The sequence below is a fragment of the Synechococcus sp. CB0101 genome (assembly GCF_000179235.2).
Taxonomy (GTDB): Bacteria; Cyanobacteriota; Cyanobacteriia; order PCC-6307; family Cyanobiaceae; genus Vulcanococcus.
Genome location: NZ_CP039373.1, coordinates 1,985,132 through 2,005,254 on the forward strand (window position 1 = coordinate 1,985,132; position 20,123 = coordinate 2,005,254).

A 20,123-nucleotide genomic window follows, 5' to 3' on the forward strand; every position below is an offset into this window, starting at 1 on the left:
CCATGGCCCCGCAGGCAACTTCCGCCACCACAACAAGCCGCGGTACCGGGCGTGGCATCGGTATCCGCACCGCTGCCGGCAGCAGTGAGCGCAGCCACGGCCAGCTGCACGTGTACGACGGTGAGGGCAAGGGCAAGAGCCAGGCAGCCCTGGGTGTGGTGCTGCGCACGATTGGCCTCGGCATCTGCGAGCAGAAGCAAACGCGCGTGCTGCTGCTGCGCTTCCTCAAGGGGCCCGGCCGCGCCTACGACGAAGACGCCGCGATTGAGGCGCTGCAGCAGGGCTTTCCCCATCTGATTGATCAGGTGCGCACCGGCCGTGGTGAGTTCTTCGGGGCTGATCAGGTCACGCGCATCGATATCCAGGAGGCCGAGCGCGGCTGGACGATCGCCAAGGGCGCGATTGCGAGCGATCTCTATTCGGTGGTGGTGCTCGATGAGCTCAACCCCGTTCTGGATCTGGGCCTGCTCGATGTGGACGAGGTGGTGCGCACCCTGGCCGCCAAACCCGCCGGTATGGAGGTGATCGTGACCGGCCGCGGCGCCCCGCGTTCGCTCGTGCAGATCGCCGATCTCCATTCAGAGATGCGCGCCCACCGCCGCCAAGACACCCCTCCTGCCGATTTCGATGGAGAAGCACTCGCGGCCGGCATCGATGGCATCGAGGTGTACACAGGAGAGGGCAAGGGCAAATCCACCAGCGCCCTGGGCAAGGCCCTGCAGGCCATCGGCCGCGGCATCAGCCAGGACAAGAGCCACCGGGTGCTGATCCTGCAGTGGCTCAAAGGCGGCAGCGGCTACACCGAAGATGCGGCGATTGCGGCCCTGCGCGAGAGCTATCCCCACCTGGTGGATCACCTGCGCTCGGGTCGTGATGCCATCGTCTGGCGCGGCCAGCAGCAGCCGATCGACTACGTGGAGGCCGAGCGGGCCTGGGAGATCGCCAGAGCTGCGATTTCCAGCGGCCTCTACAAGACCGTGATCCTCGATGAGATCAACCCCACCGTGGATCTCGAGCTGTTGCCGGTGGAGCCGATCGTGCAAACGCTGTTGCGCAAGCCCTCGGAAACTGAGGTGATCCTCACGGGCCGCTGCAAGCACCCACCGGCCTATTTCGATCTGGCCAGCGTGCACTCCGAGATGGTGTGCCACAAGCACTACGCCGAGCGTGGCGTGGATCTCAAGCGTGGCGTGGATTACTGAGCAGCTGGTTGATCAGCCCCGGCCTTGAAGCAAGGGCTGATCGGCTGTTGCGGCTGGATCAGTAGCGCGGCACTGAGCTGTCCACCTCTTGGCTCCAGGCGTCGATGCCGCCGGCCACGTTGATGCCTTCGATGCCGTGGCGCTTGAGAGCAATTAGGGCCTTGGCGCTGCGGCCGCCCAGCTTGCAGTGCACGTAGAGGGTTTTGCCGGCGGCCAGGTCTTTCACGCGGTCCACGGCGGTGCCGTTCTCGATCTGATCGAGGGGGATCAAGGTGGCGCCAGGGATCACGGCAATCTCCGCTTCAGGCGGGTTGCGCACGTCGATCAACACCATGCCGCTGGTGTCGCCATCGAGCAGCACCTTGAGCTCGCTCACGCTGATGTTGTCCACCGCGCCGGCCTCTTCTTGGCCCGGAGCGCTGCCGCCCACGCCGCAGAACTCCTGATAGTCGATCAGTTTGTCGATCACCGGGCGCTCCGGGTTGGGCCGCAGCTTCAGCTCGCGGAACTTCATGCCCAGGGCATCGAACAGCAGCAGGCGGCCGCTGAGGGTGGTGCCGATGCCGGTGATGATCTTCACCGCTTCGGTGGCCTGGATCACGCCGATGATTCCGGGCAGTACACCCACCACACCGCCTTCGGCGCAGGAGGGAACCATGCCCGGCGGCGGGGGCTCCGGGAAGAGGTCGCGGTAGTTGGGGCTTTCGGCATCCAGGTTGAACACCGTGGCCTGGCCTTCAAACCGGAAGATCGAGCCGTACACGTTGGGCTTGCCCAGCAGCACGCAGGCGTCGTTCACCAGGTAGCGGGTGGGGAAGTTGTCGGTGCCGTCGCAGACGATGTCGTACGGGCGAACAATCTCCAGAGCGTTCTCGCTGGTGAGTGCCGTTTCGTAGAGATCCACCTGGCAGTGGGGGTTGATCTCGAGGATCCGCGCCTTGGCGGATTCGATCTTGGGCTTGCCCACCCAGCTCGTGCCGTGGATCACCTGGCGCTGCAGGTTGGAGTGATCCACCACATCGAAGTCCACGATGCCGATGCGGCCCACGCCGGCTGCCGCCAGGTACAGCAGCAGCGGTGAGCCGAGGCCACCGGTGCCCACGCACAGCACCGAGGAGGCTTTGAGGCGCTTCTGCCCCTCCATGCCCACCTCCGGCAGGATCAGATGGCGCGCAAAGCGGGCCACCTCATCGGGGCTGAGCTCGATGCCGGTGGTGTCGGGGGGAAGCATGGGGCGAGCGAAACGCTGTCCAGCTCCCTACTCTCCCAAATGCCCGGCCCCTGCGGTCGCTGCCGGCGGCTCAATCGTGAGTTCTTGGGGCTCCGCCAGGGCTGAGCTGCCATACCCCTCCTGCATCCACCAGGCGCGCAGGGCCGCACTGGTTGGCTCGAGCCCACTGCGGATCACCATCAGGGTGGGGCCCACGCAGAGCTGCCGGTCGGTAGGCGATGGCACGGCAGCACTGGTCGGATGGCTGTGGGCAGCGCCGAGCACCGTGAGTGCGCGGCTGCGGCACCAGCGCTGGGCCAGCAGCTGTTCGCGCGGGTCAAGGCTGAAGCGCTGAGGTCGCTCCTGGGCTGGTTGCCACACGTTGCGGCAAGGCCAGATCCATTGCACCCGCAGGGTGGTGCTGCTGCGGGTGCCCAGCAGCAAGGCGCAGCCCTCCTCGGGTTCTGCGGCCTGCAGGGTGCGCTCCAGAACGATCAGGCAATGCCCATCGAACTGCAGGTGCTCTGGCATTAGTGCACGCACCCGGATACCTTATGGCGAAGTAATAATTCATGACCTGGCCGATGACCGTCGAGACCCCCGACCTCAAGGACCAGGCCAGCCCTGCTGATGAGTCCGGCGCCAGCTTCACCGAGCGCTACAGCGAAGTGCTCAGCAAGGTGAACGAGACCCTCGACAAGGTCGATTGGAGCCAGATGGGCCGCATCGGCAAGGGTGTGGGCGTGCTTGTGGTGGTGATCGTCGCCCAGGTGTTGATCAAGGGCGTGATCGACACCATCAACCTGCTGCCCGTGGTGCCCGGCCTGCTGGAGCTGCTGGGCCTGGTGGTGGTGGGCCAATGGAGCTGGCAGAACCTCACCACCAGCGATAAGCGCTCCGCTGTGATCACCAAGGTGCAGAGCCTGCGTAAGGAATACCTGGGCTGAGCCAGGGCTCCTTCCTTCAGCGCCGTCAGCTCCAGGAGCGCAGTAGCTCCTGGATGCAAGCGGCGCTTTGATGCCAGTAGCCACCGCCGAACAAGTTGGCGTGGTTGAGCAGGTGATACAGGTTGTAGAGCTCCACGCGCTGCTGGTGGCCTGCGGGTAGCGGCCATTCCTGCTGGTAACCCTCAAAGAAGGCCGCTGGAAATCCGCCAAAGAGGCGGGCCATCGCCAGATCCACTTCGCGATCGCCCCGGTACACCGCTGGATCAAACACGGCGCCGCCGCCGCCATGGAGCAATCCGGCATTGCCGCTCCAGAGATCGCCGTGCACCAGGCAGGCCTCCGGTTCATGAGCGGCCAGCCAGTGGGGCACCTCCTCCAGCAGCGCTTGAGCCTGGGGTATCGCCCGGCCCGCCTCTGCTGCCAGCTGCAGCTGCACCACTAAGCGCTGTTCGCTGAAAAACTCAGCCCAGCTGCAATGCCAGTTGTTGTGTTGCGGGCCTGAGCCGATGAAATTCCTGCGGTGCCAGCCAAAGCGCCCGTCGCCGCTGTTGAGGCTTGCCCGGTGCAGCCGCGCAAGGCCTCTGCCCAACTCTCGCCAGCCCTGCTTATGGCTGCCGCCCAGATCGAGCCAGCTCAGCAGCAACACCGCTTCACCCTCAAGCTCGGCGAGGGCCAGGGGCTCAGGAATCGTGGGCAGATCTGCTGCGGAGCCTGCGCTGCCTGCAGCGGCCTGCAGGGCGGCCAGGCCGTCGGCCTCGGCCTCCAGCACCGGCAGCAGAGCGGCGCGGTTGGTTTTGGCAAAGCGCCGGCTGCCATCCCTGAGCTCCAGTTGCCAGGCGCGATGGATGCAGCCGCCGCCCACCGGTTGCATCGCCGCTAGCTCGAGCCCCTGCTGCGCCAGCCAGCGCGCCATCACCTGCTGCTGCATGGCCGATCCCGACGCGCGCGCTGCCAGCATGCCGCGATGGTGAGCCGTTGTGATGTGGCGGTGGTGGGGGGCGGCATTGCCGGCCTCACTGCTGCAGCTGTGTTGGCCGCTGAGGGGCTGCAGGTGGAGCTGCTGGAAGCCCACAGCCAGAGCGGCGGTTGCGCCGGCACCTTCCGCCGGGGTCCCTACACCTTTGATGCGGGCGCCACCCAGGTGGCTGGGTTTGAGCCGGGCGGAATCCATGAGCGCCTGTTTCGCCATTTCGGCCTGCCGTTGCCGGCGGCCACCCCGCTGGATCCCGGCTGCAGCGTGCAGCTTGCCGGGGAACACGAGCCCATCGCCCTCTGGCGCGACCCCCAGCGCTGGCAGCAGGAGCGGCAGCGCCAGTTCCCCGGCAGTGAGCGCTTCTGGCAGTTGTGTGCCTGGCTGCATCGCAGCAATTGGGCCTTCGCCGGCCGTGATCCGGTGCTGCCTCCCCGCAGCCTCTGGGATCTTCGCCAGTTGCTGGGTGCGGTAGGCCCCGGCAGCCTCGCCAGTGGTGCATTGGTGGGTGCCACGGTCGCCGACCTGCTGGTGCTCTGCGGCTGCGGCCGCGATCAGCGCCTGCGCCGCTTTCTCGATCTGCAGCTGAAGCTCTATTCCCAGGAGCCCGCCGATCGCACCGCGGCCCTCTATGGCGCCACCGTGTTGGCGATGGCCCAGGCCCCCCTGGGCCTCTGGCATCTGCAGGGCTCGATGCAGGCGCTCAGCACCGCCCTTGAGCAGGCGCTCGCCCAGGCCGGTGGCCGGCTGCGGTTGCGCCACCGTGTGCAGAGCCTTGAGCCCGTAGCAGCTGGCTGGCAGCTGAACGGGCAGGCGGCAGCGCAGCGGCCCTTTGCGCTGCAGGCCGATCAGGTGGTGAACACCCTTCCGCCGCAGCTGCTGCCTGAGCTACTGGGCGAGCATCTGCCGGAGGCCTATCGCCAGCGGATTGCTGGCTTCCCTGATCCTTCCGGTGCGGTGGTGCTCTACGGCGCCGTGCCCCGCTCTTGCCTGCCCCAGCATCTGGGGCTGCATGCCCAGTTGGAGTGGGCTGAGCCCGGCAACTTGTTCGTATCGATCAGTGCCGAGGGCGATGGCCGCGCCCCGGCCGGGCAGGCCACCGTGATTGCCAGCGTGTTCACCCCAGCCAAGCCCTGGTTTGGCTTGCCGGAGGCCGACTATCAAGCGCGCAAACAGAAGGCCCTGAGCGGGATTCAGGCTGGCTTGCAGCAGCTGCTGGGCCTCCAGCCCGAGCATTACCTGCACGTTGAACTGGCCACGCCCCGGGGTTTCTCCGGTTGGACGGGCCGGCCATTCGGTTTTGTGGGGGGGCTGGGGCAGCACCCGAGCCGCTTTGGCCCGTTCGGCTTGGCCAGCCGTACGCCTCTGCCGGGTCTCTGGCTCTGCGGTGATGCGATTTATCCGGGTGAGGGCACCGCGGGGGTGAGCCTCTCGGCCTTCACCGCTTGCCGGCAGCTGCTCGCCGCCGCAGGCCGTGAGCTGCAGCTGGCGCCCTAGAGGAACTCAGGGCGCAAGGCCTGGCAGTGTTCGAGCCGCTGCTGCAAGGCCGGCCAGGCGTTCTGCTCCACCAGCGCTTCTAGCTCGCTCAGTTGTTGGCGGTAGTGCTGGATCGCCTGCAGCACGGCCTCTTGGTTGCAGCGGGCCATCAGGGTGCCCAGTTCCGGGTTGCCCCCACCGATGCGGCTGGTGTCGGCAAAGCCACTGGAGGCCAGTTGCCGCACCAGGGTGTCAGCAGCGGCGGCCTGGCCGCCCCGTTCTGCGGTTTCGAGTAGCGCTGCGCTCACCAGCACGGGCATGTGCGAAATCAGGGCGACTGCCTGGTCGTGGGCAGTGGCGTCACAGCAGAGCCACTGGGCCTGCACGGTGGCGGCGAGCTCCTGCACCAGGGCAAGGGAAGCGGGGTCGGTGCTGGCGGTGGGGGTGGCCACCCAGGGGCGGCCGCTAAACAGGTCCCGTACACCTGCTTCCACGCCGGCTTCAGCGGTGCCAGCCATCGGATGGCTGGCCACGAAGCGTGGATGCAGCGGCTGCCAGCGCTCGAGCACCGGTTGCTTCACTGAGCCCACGTCAGTGATCACGGCATCGCTGGGCAGGGCGGCCAGCAGCTCCGCCGCTGGATCCAACAGGCGATCGAGTGGAAGGGCCAGCACGATCAGGCCGCAGCCCTGCAGCACCGCTGGGTTGGTGTCGATCCGATTGGCCAGCCGGCGCTCCCGCGCCCGCTCGGCGGTGCGTTCGCGATGCACCAGGGCCCGTACCTCCAGCCCCGCGGCTTGCAGATCCAGCCCTAGCGATCCACCGATCAGCCCCAACCCCACGAGGCCCACGGGCCGTGCGTGCAGAGCGCCCGGGCCCTGGGCGGACTCCCCTTGGCTGGATGTCATCTCTGAACAGTGGCTTTTGGCCAGCTTCCTACGCTTTCACGATGCTGGAAGCGCGGGCCCACCATCAACTCAAGGCCTTGCTCCGCCAGGCCGGTGAACCGCGCTGGCCCCATCACCTCACCTTGAGCCGTTTGGTGGCCCGCAGCCTCCGCCGCGGCGACCAGACCCTGATCCGCCTGGCTCCAGGCAGTGATCCCAGCTGGCTGTTGGGGTTGCTGGTGCCCCTGGCGCTGCACTCCGAGGGTGTGGCGATGCTGGTGAGCCCGGCGTTGCGCCAACGGCTGCTGCAGGTGGAACTGCCGCGGCTGGAGGCGGTGGGCCTGCAGCTGGCCTGCTGGGAAGGGTCCCAGCCCCCACCGGCTGGCCGGTTGTGGCTGCTCCAGCACGAGCAGCTGACGCAGGCCTGGAGCTCTGGTGCTCTGGAGGACCGCCAATTGGTGGTGCCGGAGGGGGAGCTACTGGAGCCTCTGCTGCGCGAGGCCTTGGCCGTGGTGATCGAGACGGAGCATTGGGAACAGCTCCGCCGCAGCCTTCCTTCGGCGGCGGCGACGTTGCTGCAGTTGCATGAACGCCTCAGCCGGCGCCTGTTGGCCCGGCCCTGCGGCCCCCATCAGCAGGTGGCGATCGCGCCCGAGGAGGAAGCCCCCCTGCGGCAGCTCTTGGCGTTGCTTGGCCCCTTGCCCGATCCCTGGCCCCGCTGGCTGGAGAGCAGCGGCGAGGCTTGGACCAGCTGGGCCCAGGTGAATCCCACCGTTTTGCAGTGGCAATGGCATCGCCAGCCCCTGCAGCCCCTGGCTGAACTGCCCGGGTTGCTGCACAGCCGCGGCGTGGTGTTGGTGGGCCCCTGGCCAGAGGCCCAGGGCCCGGTGCTGGGTTTCACCCCCCAGGTGGAGTTAAGCCTGGCGGATCCGCCGCTGCTGGATCCCCTACCGCTGTTTGCGCCCCAGGGGCAGCCCCTGCCCAATGCCCCCCATTACGACACCCATCTGCTGGATCAGTGCCGCCGGCTCGTGCTCGGGCAGAGCGGGCTGACGGTGGTGCTGGTGGACGACGAAGGCCAGCGCCTGCGGCTCACCAGCGCGCTGGCGGCTGAATTCGGCTCCCGGGTGGGGCATCAGCTCACGGCGCCGGAGAGCAATGGTGTGATCTGTTGCGCCTGGAGCTGGTGGCTCGAGCATCAGGAGCGCTTGCCTCTGCCTGCGCAGCTGGTGGCCGCCACCTTGCCGATCGCCAGCCTGGAGGATCCCCTCACGGCAGCCCGGGTGTCGGCGCTGCGCCTGCGGGGCCGCGATTGGTTTCGGGAGCTGCTGTTGCCGGAGTCGCTGCAGCGGCTGCAGTTGGCCGTGGCCGGCGTGCGGCGCAACAGCGGCCGGCTGGCGGTGCTGGATGGGCGCCTGCGCCGCCGGGGCTGGGGGCGCACGGTGTTGGAGGCACTCGAGCCTTGGGTGGCGTTGACGCGGTTGCGGCCCGATTAAGCCCTCTACCCTGGGGCGCTGATGCGAACAGGCTCGATGGGAGAGGCCAAGCGCCGCGCTGAACAGGGATTGCCCCCGCGGCCCAAGCCGGCCAAGACCAAGCCTGTCGATACCTCACCGCGCCTGGCGCCCTGGTTGCCCCTCACCCAGCGCCAGGGCGAGCAATTTGTGCAGATCACCACCCGCGGTGCCTGGATTGGGATCGCGGCTCTGGTGCTGTTTTGGGTGATTGTGCGCTTCATCGGCCCGGCTGCCGGCTGGTGGGCCCTGGCGGATGGCTGATCACCACTGATCCCGATGCGTCGGCAAACGGTGACAGAGTCGCCGCGCTGAGTATTCCTACCCACGCAATCCTGAAGAAAAGCTTAGGATCCCTCTATTCAATGCTCTACGCCCATGTTCGCGCGTCTGGCTGAGCACTATCGATCGGTTGTGGAAGATCTGGTGATGAGCCTTCGCGCTCTCGCCGATGGTCTGCAGCAACAGGGTTTTGCCGCCACTTGCTATGTCTGTGGTGATGACCGTGATGGTCATGGCGCTTCCTTTGTGGCCGATCTCGGCGATGGCCACATGGTGCGTTTTCTTGTGTCCGACTACGGCATCAGCTGGGTGGAATCCCGCAATGGGCACGAGCTGGTGAAGTTCGAGGGTGCAGAAGCCATTCAGGAACTCGAGCGTGTGGCTGCGGCCCTGCATGCCCAGTCAGCCCAGGCCGCGGCCGTGATCAGCGCCTGAAGCAGCTTCCCTGGGCACTTGTCTGAGTTGCTCTGAATGCGTCTGCACAAAAAAGCCCCCGCTGATCGGCGGGGGCTTTCGCGTTGAAGGGGGCTGGACCGCTGCCTCAGCTGGCGGCTGGCACAGCTTCCTCGCTGCTGGCAGCGGCGCCACTGGCGGCCAGGCGAGCGGCGGCGGCGGCCACGGGTTTGAGCGAGTCGCTGGTTTCGCTCAGCTTCTCGCGCACCTGGCGCTCGATCTGTTCCTTCGGCTCAGGGTTTTGCTCGAGCCAGGTGATCGTGTTGTCGCGGCCCTGGCCGATGTTGTCGCCCTCGTAGCTGTACCAGGCGCCTTTGCGCACCACCACGCCGTTCTCTTCAGCGAGATCCAGCAGGCAGCCCACGGTGCTGATGCCGCGGCCGAACAGGATGTCGAACTCAGCGATGCGGAAGGGCGGGGCCACCTTGTTTTTGGCCACCTTTACCTTGGCGCGGATGCCGTATTCCTCGGTGCCGCGCTTGAGGGTCTGGATGCGGCGGATGTCGAGGCGCACCGACGCATAGAACTTCAAGGCATTGCCGCCGGTGGTGGTTTCCGGGTTGCCGTAGGTCACGCCGATCTTTTGGCGCAGCTGGTTGAGGAAGATCACGGTGCAGCCGGATTTGCCGATATTGCCGGTGATCTTGCGCATCGCCTGGCTCATCAAACGCGCCTGGCTGCCCACCGCCAGATCACCCATTTCGCCTTCGATCTCAGCGCGCGGGGTGAGGGCGGCCACCGAGTCGACCACCACGATGTCGACGGCGGCGGAGCGCACCAGTTGGTCCACGATCTCCAGCGCCATTTCGCCGGTATCCGGCTGGGAGACCAGCAGGTTCTCGATATCGACCCCCAGGGCGGCGGCGTACACCGGATCCAGGGCGTGCTCAGCGTCGACGAAGGCGGCCACGCCACCGCGGCGCTGCACCTCGGCGATGGCGTGCAGGGTGAGGGTGGTTTTACCGGAGCTCTCCGGGCCGTAGATCTCCACCACACGGCCCTTGGGGTAGCCGCCGCCCAGGGCCAGGTCGAGGGTGAGGGCGCCGGTGGGGCTGGTTTCGATCCGCATGCGCGAGGCATCCCCCAGGCGCATGATCGAGCCCTTGCCGAAGTTGCGTTCGATCTGGTTGAGCACCAGGCCCAGGGCCTTATCGCGCTCGGGGTTGGTGTTGGAGGCGCCAGCGGCGGGGCTGCTGGTTTTGGTGTCGGCTGGCATGTCTGCGATTCAGCGATGGGGGCAGGCCGCGGTGCAGTGAGCCGGCGGAACCGAGCTCATCCTGGGCGACCTCATCAACAGAAGTGCCACCGCAGGCGCCAGATGTTTCACCGCTGAGGGCTTCACCTGGCTGTAGTACAGGCGTACGCTAGCGGATCAGGGCCAGCTCGCCAGGGGTGCGGCGAACTGCTCCGGCTCCAGGGGGCTGATGCCGGCTGGGAGGTCCGCCAGGTCGCCGGGGGCCAGGTAGCCCCAGGTCACCAGGAAGCAGCGCACGGCCTCGAGTCCTGCGGTGGCGCGAACGGCCTCGAGGGTGGGCCGGCGATCTTCTACAAACCAGATCGGGTGAGACCGCTGGCGGCTCAGCTGCAGCAGCACCTCGGGCTTGCTGCCCTGCTCGTGGCCATCCACGGCTTCGGGCTCCAGCCCGTAGGCCTGCAGCAGTTGCTGAGCGAAGGCGCCGCCCTTGGTGGTCAGCACCCGCCAGGGGCTGCCGCCTTGGCTCAGGGCCTGCAACCGTTCGATCACGCCGGGGTAGGGCTGGTGCAGAGCCAGCCAGGCCTCGGGGTTGGTGTCGATCGCCTCCTGGCGCAGCGCTTCAAGGCTGCGTTGCAGGGTGTAGGGCTCAACCTGCCAGCGCACCAGTGCGGCCTGGAGATGGCGGTCGTAATGGCTGAGGTAATCGGGCAGGTTGAGCTCCGGCCTGGAGAGCTCCAGAGCGGCCAGCACCATTTCCCAGCCCTTGTGGATCAGCGGCCGCAGTTGGCTGAACCCGGGGGGTGCCTGCTCGGGCAGCGTGCACTGGGGGCAGAGTGCCAGGGCGGCGCGGCGGGCACTCCACCAGTACTCGGCCATGCCATCGACCAGCACGCCATCGAAATCGAACACCAGCAGTGGCGCATCAGCCATGGCTGGAAGCTCTGAAAACTGGGCCGCTAGGATTCGAACCTAGGAATGGCGGGACCAAAACCCGCTGCCTTACCACTTGGCGACGGCCCAACGAGTCGCTCAGGTCAGGCGCCGAGGCGCTGCTGTGCGAGCACTCAGATAGTTACCCACAGCGGGTCGACCTTCGTCAATCTCGCCGGCCAATCTTGCTCCCGCCGTCAGCGCGGAAAGATGCGCAGCCGCTGCTGGCGGCCGCTGCCGAAGTCGGCGGTGGCCAGCTGATAGCGAGCGGCGAGCTCCGCCTGCAGGCGACGCACCCGCTCGCTGCGGGGCAGCAATTCCACCGGTTGCCCCTTGGCCAGCACGAGCTGCTCCACGGCTAAGCGGCACTCCTCCAGGGCGGCCAGATCGTCGTCGGCGCCGCTGCGGCCTGGCTCGGCCTGGGGCGGTTCCGCCGGCTCTCGCCGCTGCAGCAGCCGCTCGAGGCCCCGTTGTACCTGCGGCAGGGTGTCGGCCTTGATCACCAGGATTGGTACGCCGGCCTGCTGAGCGCGGCGACGCAGCTCCGGTTGCTGGCCCAGGTGTTGACGCAGAGCCAGCACCACATCGGCCTCCTCCACGGTCTCCACGCACTGCACCGGCAGGCGGCGGCTGCGGATCGCCTGCTCCAGCAGCAGTGCACTCACGCCGACCCCGTAGAGCAGCAAGGGCGATTGGGGGGCGCCGGCTTGGGCTTCATCCGGTGCTGGTTCGGGCTCAGGAGCAGCCACGGGATCCGGAAGCGGCACCGGGGCCAGGTCCCGTGGGCGGCGTGGCAGCGGCGGCCGACCGCCCTGGGCTGGTTCGGGGCGGATCAGGGCCTGGGGAGGGCTCGGTTCCTGGAGGTGCAGGCGACCATCGCCATCAAGTTCGCGCACCTGCGGCCGCGGCAGTTGTCCCCGCAGCAGCAGATCCACGGTGCGGGCCACATCGCGGTGCACCAGCCAGCGGTTGCGCGTGTGCATCTCCACCGCCAGCGGGAAGGTGGGTTCAGCCGCGCGCTCCAGGACGGTTTTCTGGCTGCGTCGTCGCCGGGCCTCCTCATCGCCGAGCGTCACCGATTCAATGCCCCCCACCAGGTCGCTGAGGGTGGGGTTTTTCACCAGGTTGGCCAGTTCATTGCCGTGGGCCGTGGCCACCAGCATCACGCCGCGCTCAGCGATGGTGCGCGCGGCCTGGGCTTCCAACTCCGTGCCGATTTCATCGATCACGATGACTTCCGGCATGTGGTTTTCCACGGCCTCGATCATCACTTGGTGCTGCAGTTCAGGGCGGGCCACTTGCATGCGCCGGGCCCGGCCGATGGCGGGGTGGGGAATGTCGCCATCGCCAGCGATCTCGTTGCTGGTGTCGATCACCACCACCCGCTTGCCCAGCTCATCGGCCAGTACCCGCGCGATTTCACGCAGGGCCGTGGTTTTGCCCACGCCCGGGCGGCCCATCAGCAGCAGCGATTGGCCCGAATCCATCAGATCGCGCACCATTGCCACCGTGCCGAACACGGCTCGCCCCACACGGCAGGTGAGGCCCACGATCGTGCCGGTGCGGTTGCGGATGGCGCTGATGCGGTGCAGGGTGCGCTCAATGCCGGCGCGGTTGTCGCCACCGAAGGCGCCCAGCTGCTCCACCACGGCCGCCAGGTCGGCCCGCTCCACCACGGCATCGCCCAGGCCCACGGCCCGTCCGGGGTAGCGGGCCTCGGGAACGCGCCCCAGATCCAGCACCACCTCCAGCAATTGCTCGCGGGCCTCAGGCGGGGCCAGGGCCTGGCGCACGGCCTCAGGCAGCACCTCCAGCAGGCGGTCGAGGTCGTCGGTGATGCGCTGGGGGCTGATCGGAGCGGAAACCATCACGGGTGGCTGAGCCGGCAGAGGCGCCGAGCGTCCTGAACTGGCGTTCTAGCCATCAGCGGCTCTGCCAGGGCGCGATCAGTGCTTTGGCCAGGCTCAAGGCCTGCGCCAGCAGGTGGGGCTGGTCCCGCAGCGGTAGGTCGTGGCCCTCGGCCTCCACCAGCAGGGGTTGCAGCAGGCTGCGGGCCATCCCGCCAAAGGCCACACCCGCCGCGCCGGCATCGTCGGCGAGCAATCCAGCGGTGCTGGCATTGGTGCCGCCGGCCAGCTGGAGTGGGCCGGGTGGGGCCCAGGGGCGGATCGCCTCCAGCAACTTCACGGCGGAGCGGGCTGTGCCTACGCCCACATCGCCGCTCATCGGCCGGCCATCGAGCTGCCAGAGCGGTTGGAGCTGGGCCTGGCGCACCAAGGCGAAGCGCTGCCACAGCTCGGCGGCCAGCTCACGGGCAGTGAGAGGTGCCTCCGGAGCTGGTGCGTCTGGATGGCTCTTCGCGCCGGCGCCCCGCTCCAGACCGCAGCTCACCGCCAGGCGCTGCAGGGGCACGCCGCTGGCCTGCACCTGCTGCAGCCGTTGGGCAAAGGCCTCCTGGCGCCCCGCTTGGGTGTGCAGCTCCACGGCATCGGGTTGCACGCTCGCCAGCAGCTGCGGCACCACCTCCGGGCTGAGCAGCACCTGTTGCTCGTTGATTAACCCGAGAGGGCAGGCCGGCAGGCAGCGGCCGCAGCCGTAGCAGCGCTCAGCCAGCACACCGCCGCTGTCTCCAATCGCCAAGGCGGGGCAGACCCTTTGGCAGGGCCGAGGGCAGGAGCTGGGGCAGCGCTGTGGATCAAAGCTGGCCTTGCGGAAATGGGGATCAGCCCCATCGCTCAGGCTGAGCATCAGCCAGGGGCGGGTGGCGCCGCGCTCCTCAGCCCAGGCCATGCCGCGCCGCGCCGCGGCAGCGACGGCTGCATCGGCGGCCACATCGATGCAGTGCACGCCCGCCAGGCTGTACACGGCACAGAGATCTTCAATCGCGGCCAGGTCTTGGTTGCCGGCGCCGCAGATCAGCTTCACAAAGCGGCCGGCCGCCAGGGCGGCTTCGGCAGCCGCCGGAGCGCTCAAGCGGCCTGAGCGAGTACCGAAGCGAGGGGCTGCCAGCGCAGGGCTCGGGCACCGCCCAGTTCCACCACAATCTTCAGGCGAGGTTCACGCCGGGTGAGTTCCAGCAGGGCGGCCAGTTCAGCCTGGGAGAGCACCTGCCCTTCCAGCAGCCAGAGCAACACCGGCGCGTTGCCATCAAAGAGGTGGCCGAGTTGCGGTGCTGCCATGTGCACTTCACCCACGGCTGCGCCACGGCCCACGCTCTGGTGGCCGAGGTGGGGCGGGCGCACGCCGTGCTGTTGGAGCAGAAACGCCTCGGGATCGCCCAGTCCCCGGGCTGAGGTGATCTGGGCCCTGTAGCCCGCGGCGCGCAACCGGCGCAGCAGACGCGTTTCGGCGCCACCTTCTAATGGCGCGTAGAGGGCGAGGGCACCAGCGCGCTCCAGCTCCTGGCGAAATCCGCGGCCGGTGAGCAGCAGGGGCATGGGCTGGGCGGGATGCTGGGGCGAGTCTGGCAGGACACCGCCTCGCCATGGGGTGTCGGGTCGTGAGATACCATGTTCGCTTGTGCAATTGCAACTGTGCCCGTCCGCTAGCCGGGCCTCCAGCGCACTGCACAAGGTCGCCAGTGGTGGCGGCCTTCCCGGGCCTGTGTGGCTCTCACGAGTCACCGGGAAACTGCTGAATCTGATGAACGGGTCTCCCGCGCATCCCAGCAAGTCCCAGCCCCCGCTGTTTCGACGCTGCTAGCCCAACCGAATCTGCGCGCTGCTTCCCCGGATCGCTCCGGATGCAGCCCAACCGATCCGGCCCAACTGCGCAACCCGATTCAGCCACGCCACTCCTGAGGAGTGGTGGTCCTGCTGGCGTTTCTCCCTCCATATGTCCATCGGCATTCTTGGGAAGAAACTGGGCATGTCCCAGTTCTTCGACGACGAAGGCAGATCCATCCCGGTCACCGTGATCGAGGCGGGTCCCTGCCGGATTACCCAACTCAAAACCGACAGCACCGACGGCTACACCGCCGTTCAGCTGGGCTTCGGTGACATCCGCGAGAAGCTCGTCAACAAGCCGGCCAAGGGTCACCTGGCCAAGTCCGGCAGCGAGCCTCTGCGCCACCTGAAGGAGTACCGCGTCGACACCGTCGACGGTCTGGAGCTCGGTGGTGCAATCACCGTGGCCGCCTTTGAGGCGGGCCAGAAGGTCGATGTGAGCGGCGACACCATCGGTCGTGGTTTCGCTGGTTATCAGAAGCGCCACGGCTTCAGCCGCGGCCCCATGACCCACGGTTCAAAGAACCACCGCGAACCGGGTTCCACCGGCGCCGGCACCACCCCCGGCCGCGTGTACCCCGGCAAGCGCATGGCTGGTCGCTACGGCGGCAAGCAAATCACCACCCGCGGCCTCGTGATCCTGAAAGTGGATGCCGAGCGCAACCTGCTCGTGGTGAAGGGCTCGGTGCCCGGTAAGCCCGGCGCCCTGCTGAACATCCTCCCCGCCAAGCGGGTGGGCGCTAAAGCCGCGAACTGAGGAGGACAGAAATGGCTAACTGTGTTGTTCGCGATTGGCAGGGCAAGGAGGCCGGCAAGGCCACCCTTGAGCTGAAGGTCGCCAAGGAAACATCGGCTAACGACCTGGTGCACCGCGCTGTGGTGCGTCAGCTGGCCCACGCCCGTCAGGGCACCGCCAGCACCCTCACCCGCGCCGAAGTGGCCGGTGGTGGTCGCAAGCCCTACAAGCAGAAGGGCACCGGTCGCGCTCGTCAGGGTTCGATCCGCACTCCCCTGCGCCCCGGTGGTGGCGTGGTATTCGGGCCCAAGCCCCGCACCTACAACCTGGCGATGAACCGCAAGGAGCGTCGTCTGGCCCTGCGCACCGCGCTGATGAGCCGCGCCGCCGACATCACGGTGGTGAAGGGCTTCGCTGCTGGTCTGGACACCCCCAAGACCAAAGAAATCACGGCAGCCCTGGGCCGCTTCGGCATCGCCGATGGCGCCAAGGTGCTGGTGGTGCTGGATGCCCCCAGCGAGGTGGTGCGCCGTTCGGTGCGCAACCTTGAAAAGGTGAAGCTGATCGCCGCTGATCAGCTCAACGTGTTCGATCTGCTCCACGCCAACCATCTGGTGGTGAGCGAGGAAGCGCTCGCGAAGATTCAGGAGGTCTACGGCGATGACTGAACGCTTTAACGGTCGTCTGGCGGATGTGATCCGCCGGCCGCTGATCACTGAGAAGGCCACCCGGGCCATTGAGCAGAACCAGTACACCTTCGAGGTGGACCACCGCGCTGCCAAGCCCGACATCAAGGCCGCCGTCGAGCAGCTGTTCGACGTCAAGGTCGTCGGCGTCAGCACCATGAATCCTCCGCGTCGGTCCCGTCGCGTCGGTCGTTTCGCCGGCAAGCGTGCCCAGGTGAAAAAAGCCGTGGTGCGTCTTGCCGATGGCAACGCCATCCAGCTGTTCCCTGAAGCCTGAGGGGTTTAACGAATCATGGGAATCCGTAAGTACCGCCCCATCACCCCCGGCACCCGCACCCGTGTCGCCAGCGACTTCGCTGAAGTCACCGGCCGCGGTCGCGAACGGGGCCTGGTGGTGGCCAAGCACCAGCGCAAAGGCCGCAACAACCGCGGTGTGATCACCTGCCGTCACCGCGGTGGTGGCCACAAGCGCCTCTACCGCCTGGTCGACTTCCGCCGTGACAAGCACGGTGTGGTCGCCAAGGTGGCTGCCATCCACTACGACCCGCACCGCAACGCCCGTCTGGCGCTGCTCTTCTACGCCGATGGCGAGAAGCGCTACATCCTGGCTCCGGCCGGTGTGGCTGTGGGCTCCACCGTGGTGTCGGGCCCTGAGGCTCCGATCGAGAACGGCAACGCTCTGCCCCTCTCCGCCATCCCCCTCGGCTCCAGCGTTCACTGCGTTGAGCTGTATGCCGGTCGTGGCGGCCAGATGGTGCGCACCGCTGGTGCCAGCGCCCAGGTGATGGCGAAGGAAGGCGATTACGTCGCCCTCAAGCTGCCCTCCACCGAGGTGCGCCTGGTGCGCCGTGAGTGCTACGCCACCCTCGGCGAAGTGGGCAACTCGGAAGTGCGCAACACCAGCCTGGGTAAGGCCGGTCGTCGCCGCTGGCTGGGTCGTCGCCCGCAGGTGCGAGGCAGCGTGATGAACCCCTGCGATCACCCCCATGGTGGTGGCGAGGGCCGCGCTCCGATCGGTCGTTCTGGTCCTGTTACCCCCTGGGGTAAGCCGGCCCTCGGCCTCAAGACCCGCAAGCGGAACAAACCCAGCAATCGGTTTGTGCTCCGGAAACGTCGTCGCACCTCCAAGCGGAGCCGCGGCGGACGCGATTCGTGATCCAACTCACCGCTTTGCTGTTCGTTTAAACCGCTATGGGACGCTCACTCAAAAAAGGTCCGTTTATTGCCGACAGCCTTCTGCGCAAGGTTGAAAAGCAGAACGCGGCTGATGACAAGTCCGTGATCAAAACCTGGTCGCGTGCTTCCACGATCCTGCCGATGATGATCGGCCACACCATTGCCGTGCACAACGGCAAGGCCCACGTGCCCGTCTACGTGACGGAGCAGATGGTGGGCCACAAGCTCGGGGAATTTGCGCCCACGCGCAACTTCCGCGGCCACATCAAGGACAAGAAAGGAGGCCGCTGAGGACATGGCTAACACCACATCCACCACTGCCCAAGCCCACGGCCGCTACATCCGCGGTTCCGTGTCGAAGGTGCGCCGGGTGCTCGATCAAATCCGCGGTCGCAGCTATCGCGACGCGCTGATCATGCTCGAGTTCATGCCCTACCGCTCCACCGGCCCGATCACCAAGGTGCTGCGCAGTGCGGTGGCCAACGCCGAGCACAACCTGGGTCTCGATCCCTCTTCTCTCGTGATCTCCTCCGCCACGGCGGACATGGGTCCGGTGATGAAGCGCTATCGCCCCCGCGCCCAGGGTCGCGCCTACGCGATCCAGAAAAAGACCTGCCACATCAGCATTGCTGTGGCTCCTGCCGCCTGACCCCCGAGGACACCGACCGATGGGACACAAGATCCATCCAACCGGACTGCGCCTGGGGATCACCCAGGAGCACCGGTCCCGCTGGTACGCCCCCAGCAAGACCTATCCGACCCTTCTGCAGGAAGACGATCGGATTCGCAAGTTCATCCACAAGAAGTACGGCGCCGCTGGCATCAGCGACGTGGTGATCGCCCGCAAGGCCGATCAGCTTGAAGTGGAACTCAAGACCGCCCGCCCCGGCGTGCTCGTTGGCCGTCAAGGCAGCGGCATCGAGGAGCTGCGCAGCGGCATCCAGAAAACCATTGGTGATACCTCCCGTCAGGTGCGGATCAACGTGGTGGAAGTGGAGCGTGTCGACGCCGACGCCTACCTGCTGGCCGAGTACATCGCTCAGCAACTGGAGAAGCGCGTGGCGTTCCGCCGCGTGATGCGCATGGCGATCCAGCGTGCCCAGCGCGCTGGCGTGCTTGGCCTCAAGATCCAGGTGAGCGGCCGCCTCAACGGTGCCGAGATCGCTCGGACCGAGTGGACTCGCGAAGGCCGTGTGCCCCTGCACACCCTCCGCGCCGACATCGATTACGCCACCAAGGTGGCCACCACCACCTACGGGGTGCTGGGAATCAAGGTGTGGGTGTTCAAGGGCGAAGTGCTGCCCGGCAATAAGGACAAGGTGCCCGTGGGTGCAGCGCCGAAGCGCCGCGCCAGCCGCCGGCCCCAACAGTTCGAAGACCGTTCGAACGAAGAGTGATCAGGAGGCCTGAACCATGCTGAGTCCAAGACGCGTCAAATTCCGTAAGCAGCAGCGCGGCCGCATGCGCGGTGTCGCCACCCGTGGCAACACCATCGCTTTTGGTCAGTTCGCTCTGCAGGCCCAGGAGTGCGGGTGGATCACCTCCCGCCAGATTGAGGCCAGCCGCCGTGCCATGACCCGCTACGTCAAGCGGGGCGGAAAGATCTGGATCCGGATCTTCCCCGACAAGCCGGTGACCATGCGCCCCGCTGAAACCCGTATGGGTTCCGGTAAGGGCAACCCCGAGTTCTGGGTGGCCGTGATCAAGCCCGGTCGCATCCTGTTCGAGATGGGCGGTGCCGACATCACCCCCGAGATCGCCAAGGAAGCCATGCGCCTGGCGCAGTACAAGCTGCCCGTGAAGACCAAGTTCCTGACCCTCGCGGATCAGGAAGCTGCCCTGGCTGCCGAAGCGGCCACCACCGTGGAGTCCTGACCATGGCCCGTCCCGACATCGCCGAGGTGCGCAAGCTTTCCGACGGCGACATCACCACCCAGATCGACGACACCCGTCGCGAGCTGTTCACCCTTCGCTTCGAGCAGGCCACCCGCCGTCTCGAGCAACCGCACCGCTTCAAGGCCGCCCGCATCAAGCTGGCCCAGCTGCTGACGGTGCAAACGGAGCGCCAGCGCTCCGCCGCTTCCTGATCCCCTAAGTAACCGTTATGGCAACCAAGGAAAGGGTCGGCACCGTCGTCAGCGACAAGATGGATAAGACCGTGGTGGTGGCGGTGGAAAACCGCTTCCCTCACCCCATCTATCAAAAGACGGTGAGCCGCACCAAGCGCTACAAGGCGCACGACGAGGAGAACGCCTGCAAGGTGGGAGACCGCGTCCGCATCACCGAAACCCGTCCCCTCAGCCGCACCAAGCGCTGGGCCGTGGCCGAGGTGCTGAACACCAGCAGCGCCAGCTGAGGAGATCTCCCGATGATTCAACAGGAAACGTTCCTCAACGTCGCTGACAACAGCGGCGCCAAGCGCATCCAGTGCATCCGTGTGCTGGGCACCAATCGTCGCTACGCCCACGTGGGCGATGTGATCGTGGCCGCCGTTAAAGACGCCATGCCCAACATGGGCGTCAAGAAGTCGGATGTGGTGAAGGCCGTGGTGGTGCGCACCAAGGCCACCCTGCGTCGCGTCAACGGCAACTCGATCCGTTTCGACGACAACGCTGCCGTGATCCTCGGCACTGACAACAACCCCAAGGGCACCCGCGTCTTCGGTCCTGTGGCTCGCGAACTGCGCGACCGCAACTTCACCAAGATCGTGTCCCTCGCTCCGGAGGTGATCTGA

At 67.0% G+C, this 20,123-nt stretch carries 26 protein-coding genes and 1 tRNA gene; 17 read left to right on the top strand and 10 right to left on the bottom strand.

What is annotated here, in order from left to right:
• The first annotated feature begins 2 nt into the window (after positions 1-2).
• On the top strand, positions 3-1,202 hold the full coding sequence (locus tag CB0101_RS10595; RefSeq protein WP_010311707.1) for a cob(I)yrinic acid a,c-diamide adenosyltransferase: 1,200 nt from the start codon (positions 3-5) through the stop codon (positions 1,200-1,202).
• Between the two features lie 58 nt (positions 1,203-1,260).
• Here CB0101_RS10595 and moeB read toward each other — a convergent pair whose 3' ends face one another.
• Both moeB and CB0101_RS10605 read right to left on the bottom strand, forming a co-directional pair.
• Complete coding sequence (gene moeB / locus CB0101_RS10600) at positions 1,261-2,433, bottom strand: molybdopterin-synthase adenylyltransferase MoeB (RefSeq protein ID WP_010311705.1); 1,173 nt, start codon at positions 2,431-2,433, stop codon at positions 1,261-1,263.
• A 27-nt stretch (positions 2,434-2,460) separates the two neighbouring features.
• Complete coding sequence (locus CB0101_RS10605) at positions 2,461-2,943, bottom strand: M67 family metallopeptidase (RefSeq protein WP_010311703.1); 483 nt, start codon at positions 2,941-2,943, stop codon at positions 2,461-2,463.
• 53 nt (positions 2,944-2,996) lie between these two features.
• Between CB0101_RS10605 and CB0101_RS10610 the strand changes: the two genes are divergently transcribed.
• Positions 2,997-3,359 carry a CAAD domain-containing protein gene (locus CB0101_RS10610; protein WP_029553144.1) on the top strand — a complete coding sequence of 121 codons (363 nt, stop codon included), beginning with the start codon at positions 2,997-2,999 and terminating at the stop codon, positions 3,357-3,359.
• A gap of 25 nt (positions 3,360-3,384) precedes the next feature.
• Here CB0101_RS10610 and CB0101_RS10615 read toward each other — a convergent pair whose 3' ends face one another.
• A complete protein-coding gene (locus CB0101_RS10615; RefSeq protein WP_029553143.1) occupies positions 3,385-4,317 on the bottom strand; it encodes a fructosamine kinase family protein in 933 nt (310 codons plus the stop codon).
• Positions 4,318-4,323: 6 nt separating this feature from the next.
• Between CB0101_RS10615 and crtD the strand changes: the two genes are divergently transcribed.
• On the top strand, positions 4,324-5,826 hold the full coding sequence (gene crtD / locus CB0101_RS10620) for a C-3',4' desaturase CrtD (RefSeq protein ID WP_010311696.1): 1,503 nt from the start codon (positions 4,324-4,326) through the stop codon (positions 5,824-5,826).
• On the opposite strand, the gene CB0101_RS10625 is transcribed toward crtD, so the two are convergent.
• The gene (locus CB0101_RS10625) at positions 5,823-6,713 is read right to left on the bottom strand and encodes a prephenate/arogenate dehydrogenase (RefSeq protein WP_050778812.1); all 891 of its coding nucleotides are present in this window, start codon (positions 6,711-6,713) and stop codon (positions 5,823-5,825) included. The genes crtD and CB0101_RS10625 overlap by 4 nt on opposite strands.
• A gap of 41 nt (positions 6,714-6,754) precedes the next feature.
• On the opposite strand from CB0101_RS10625, the gene CB0101_RS10630 reads away from it, so the two are divergent.
• The 3 genes from CB0101_RS10630 to CB0101_RS10640 all read left to right on the top strand — a co-directional run bounded on the left by CB0101_RS10630 (position 6,755) and on the right by CB0101_RS10640 (position 8,923).
• The gene (locus tag CB0101_RS10630) at positions 6,755-8,188 is read left to right on the top strand and encodes a helicase (RefSeq protein WP_010311693.1); all 1,434 of its coding nucleotides are present in this window, start codon (positions 6,755-6,757) and stop codon (positions 8,186-8,188) included.
• A gap of 36 nt (positions 8,189-8,224) precedes the next feature.
• On the top strand, positions 8,225-8,470 hold the full coding sequence (locus CB0101_RS10635) for a DUF2839 domain-containing protein (RefSeq protein ID WP_010311691.1): 246 nt from the start codon (positions 8,225-8,227) through the stop codon (positions 8,468-8,470).
• Positions 8,471-8,584: 114 nt separating this feature from the next.
• A complete protein-coding gene (locus CB0101_RS10640) occupies positions 8,585-8,923 on the top strand; it encodes a DUF1815 family protein (RefSeq protein ID WP_010311689.1) in 339 nt (112 codons plus the stop codon).
• A 106-nt stretch (positions 8,924-9,029) separates the two neighbouring features.
• Here CB0101_RS10640 and recA read toward each other — a convergent pair whose 3' ends face one another.
• The 6 genes from recA to ndhN all read right to left on the bottom strand — a co-directional run bounded on the left by recA (position 9,030) and on the right by ndhN (position 14,503).
• The gene (recA, locus tag CB0101_RS10645) at positions 9,030-10,157 is read right to left on the bottom strand and encodes a recombinase RecA (RefSeq protein WP_010311686.1); all 1,128 of its coding nucleotides are present in this window, start codon (positions 10,155-10,157) and stop codon (positions 9,030-9,032) included.
• Between the two features lie 156 nt (positions 10,158-10,313).
• Complete coding sequence (locus CB0101_RS10650; protein WP_010311684.1) at positions 10,314-11,066, bottom strand: HAD family hydrolase; 753 nt, start codon at positions 11,064-11,066, stop codon at positions 10,314-10,316.
• Between the two features lie 18 nt (positions 11,067-11,084).
• Positions 11,085-11,156: transfer RNA gene (locus CB0101_RS10655), tRNA-Gln, on the bottom strand.
• A gap of 107 nt (positions 11,157-11,263) precedes the next feature.
• Positions 11,264-12,934: an AAA family ATPase gene (locus CB0101_RS10660; protein ID WP_010311682.1), complete on the bottom strand. Its 1,671-nt coding sequence runs from the start codon at positions 12,932-12,934 to the stop codon at positions 11,264-11,266.
• Between the two features lie 55 nt (positions 12,935-12,989).
• Complete coding sequence (locus CB0101_RS10665; RefSeq protein WP_010311679.1) at positions 12,990-14,039, bottom strand: LdpA C-terminal domain-containing domain; 1,050 nt, start codon at positions 14,037-14,039, stop codon at positions 12,990-12,992.
• Positions 14,036-14,503 carry an NAD(P)H-quinone oxidoreductase subunit N gene (ndhN, locus tag CB0101_RS10670; protein WP_010311677.1) on the bottom strand — a complete coding sequence of 156 codons (468 nt, stop codon included), beginning with the start codon at positions 14,501-14,503 and terminating at the stop codon, positions 14,036-14,038. The genes CB0101_RS10665 and ndhN overlap by 4 nt, the downstream gene beginning before the upstream one ends.
• A gap of 397 nt (positions 14,504-14,900) precedes the next feature.
• Here ndhN and rplC point away from each other — a divergent pair, with 397 nt between their 5' ends.
• The 11 genes from rplC to rplN are packed head-to-tail and all read left to right on the top strand — an operon-like array spanning position 14,901 to position 20,123.
• A complete protein-coding gene (rplC, locus tag CB0101_RS10675) occupies positions 14,901-15,548 on the top strand; it encodes a 50S ribosomal protein L3 (protein WP_010311675.1) in 648 nt (215 codons plus the stop codon).
• Positions 15,549-15,559: 11 nt separating this feature from the next.
• Complete coding sequence (rplD, locus tag CB0101_RS10680) at positions 15,560-16,195, top strand: 50S ribosomal protein L4 (RefSeq protein WP_010311672.1); 636 nt, start codon at positions 15,560-15,562, stop codon at positions 16,193-16,195.
• Positions 16,188-16,490, top strand: coding sequence for a 50S ribosomal protein L23 (locus tag CB0101_RS10685; protein ID WP_010311670.1), 303 nt, complete (start codon positions 16,188-16,190; stop codon positions 16,488-16,490). The genes rplD and CB0101_RS10685 overlap by 8 nt, the downstream gene beginning before the upstream one ends.
• A 15-nt stretch (positions 16,491-16,505) precedes the next feature.
• On the top strand, positions 16,506-17,369 hold the full coding sequence (gene rplB, locus CB0101_RS10690) for a 50S ribosomal protein L2 (RefSeq protein ID WP_010311667.1): 864 nt from the start codon (positions 16,506-16,508) through the stop codon (positions 17,367-17,369).
• 35 nt (positions 17,370-17,404) lie between these two features.
• On the top strand, positions 17,405-17,680 hold the full coding sequence (gene rpsS / locus CB0101_RS10695) for a 30S ribosomal protein S19 (protein ID WP_010311665.1): 276 nt from the start codon (positions 17,405-17,407) through the stop codon (positions 17,678-17,680).
• 4 nt (positions 17,681-17,684) lie between these two features.
• Positions 17,685-18,038, top strand: a complete 354-nt coding sequence (rplV, locus tag CB0101_RS10700) for a 50S ribosomal protein L22 (RefSeq protein WP_010311662.1) — start codon at positions 17,685-17,687, stop codon at positions 18,036-18,038.
• Between the two features lie 19 nt (positions 18,039-18,057).
• Positions 18,058-18,786 (top strand): 30S ribosomal protein S3, encoded by a 729-nt coding sequence (rpsC, locus tag CB0101_RS10705; RefSeq protein WP_010311659.1) that lies wholly within the window; start codon positions 18,058-18,060, stop codon positions 18,784-18,786.
• A 16-nt stretch (positions 18,787-18,802) separates the two neighbouring features.
• Positions 18,803-19,264, top strand: coding sequence for a 50S ribosomal protein L16 (gene rplP / locus CB0101_RS10710; protein WP_029553140.1), 462 nt, complete (start codon positions 18,803-18,805; stop codon positions 19,262-19,264).
• Positions 19,265-19,266: 2 nt separating this feature from the next.
• The gene (gene rpmC / locus CB0101_RS10715) at positions 19,267-19,476 is read left to right on the top strand and encodes a 50S ribosomal protein L29 (protein ID WP_010311657.1); all 210 of its coding nucleotides are present in this window, start codon (positions 19,267-19,269) and stop codon (positions 19,474-19,476) included.
• 17 nt (positions 19,477-19,493) lie between these two features.
• Positions 19,494-19,745 carry a 30S ribosomal protein S17 gene (gene rpsQ, locus CB0101_RS10720; RefSeq protein ID WP_010311655.1) on the top strand — a complete coding sequence of 84 codons (252 nt, stop codon included), beginning with the start codon at positions 19,494-19,496 and terminating at the stop codon, positions 19,743-19,745.
• A gap of 12 nt (positions 19,746-19,757) precedes the next feature.
• Entirely contained in the window at positions 19,758-20,123 is a 366-nt protein-coding gene (rplN, locus tag CB0101_RS10725; RefSeq protein WP_010311654.1) for a 50S ribosomal protein L14, read from the top strand.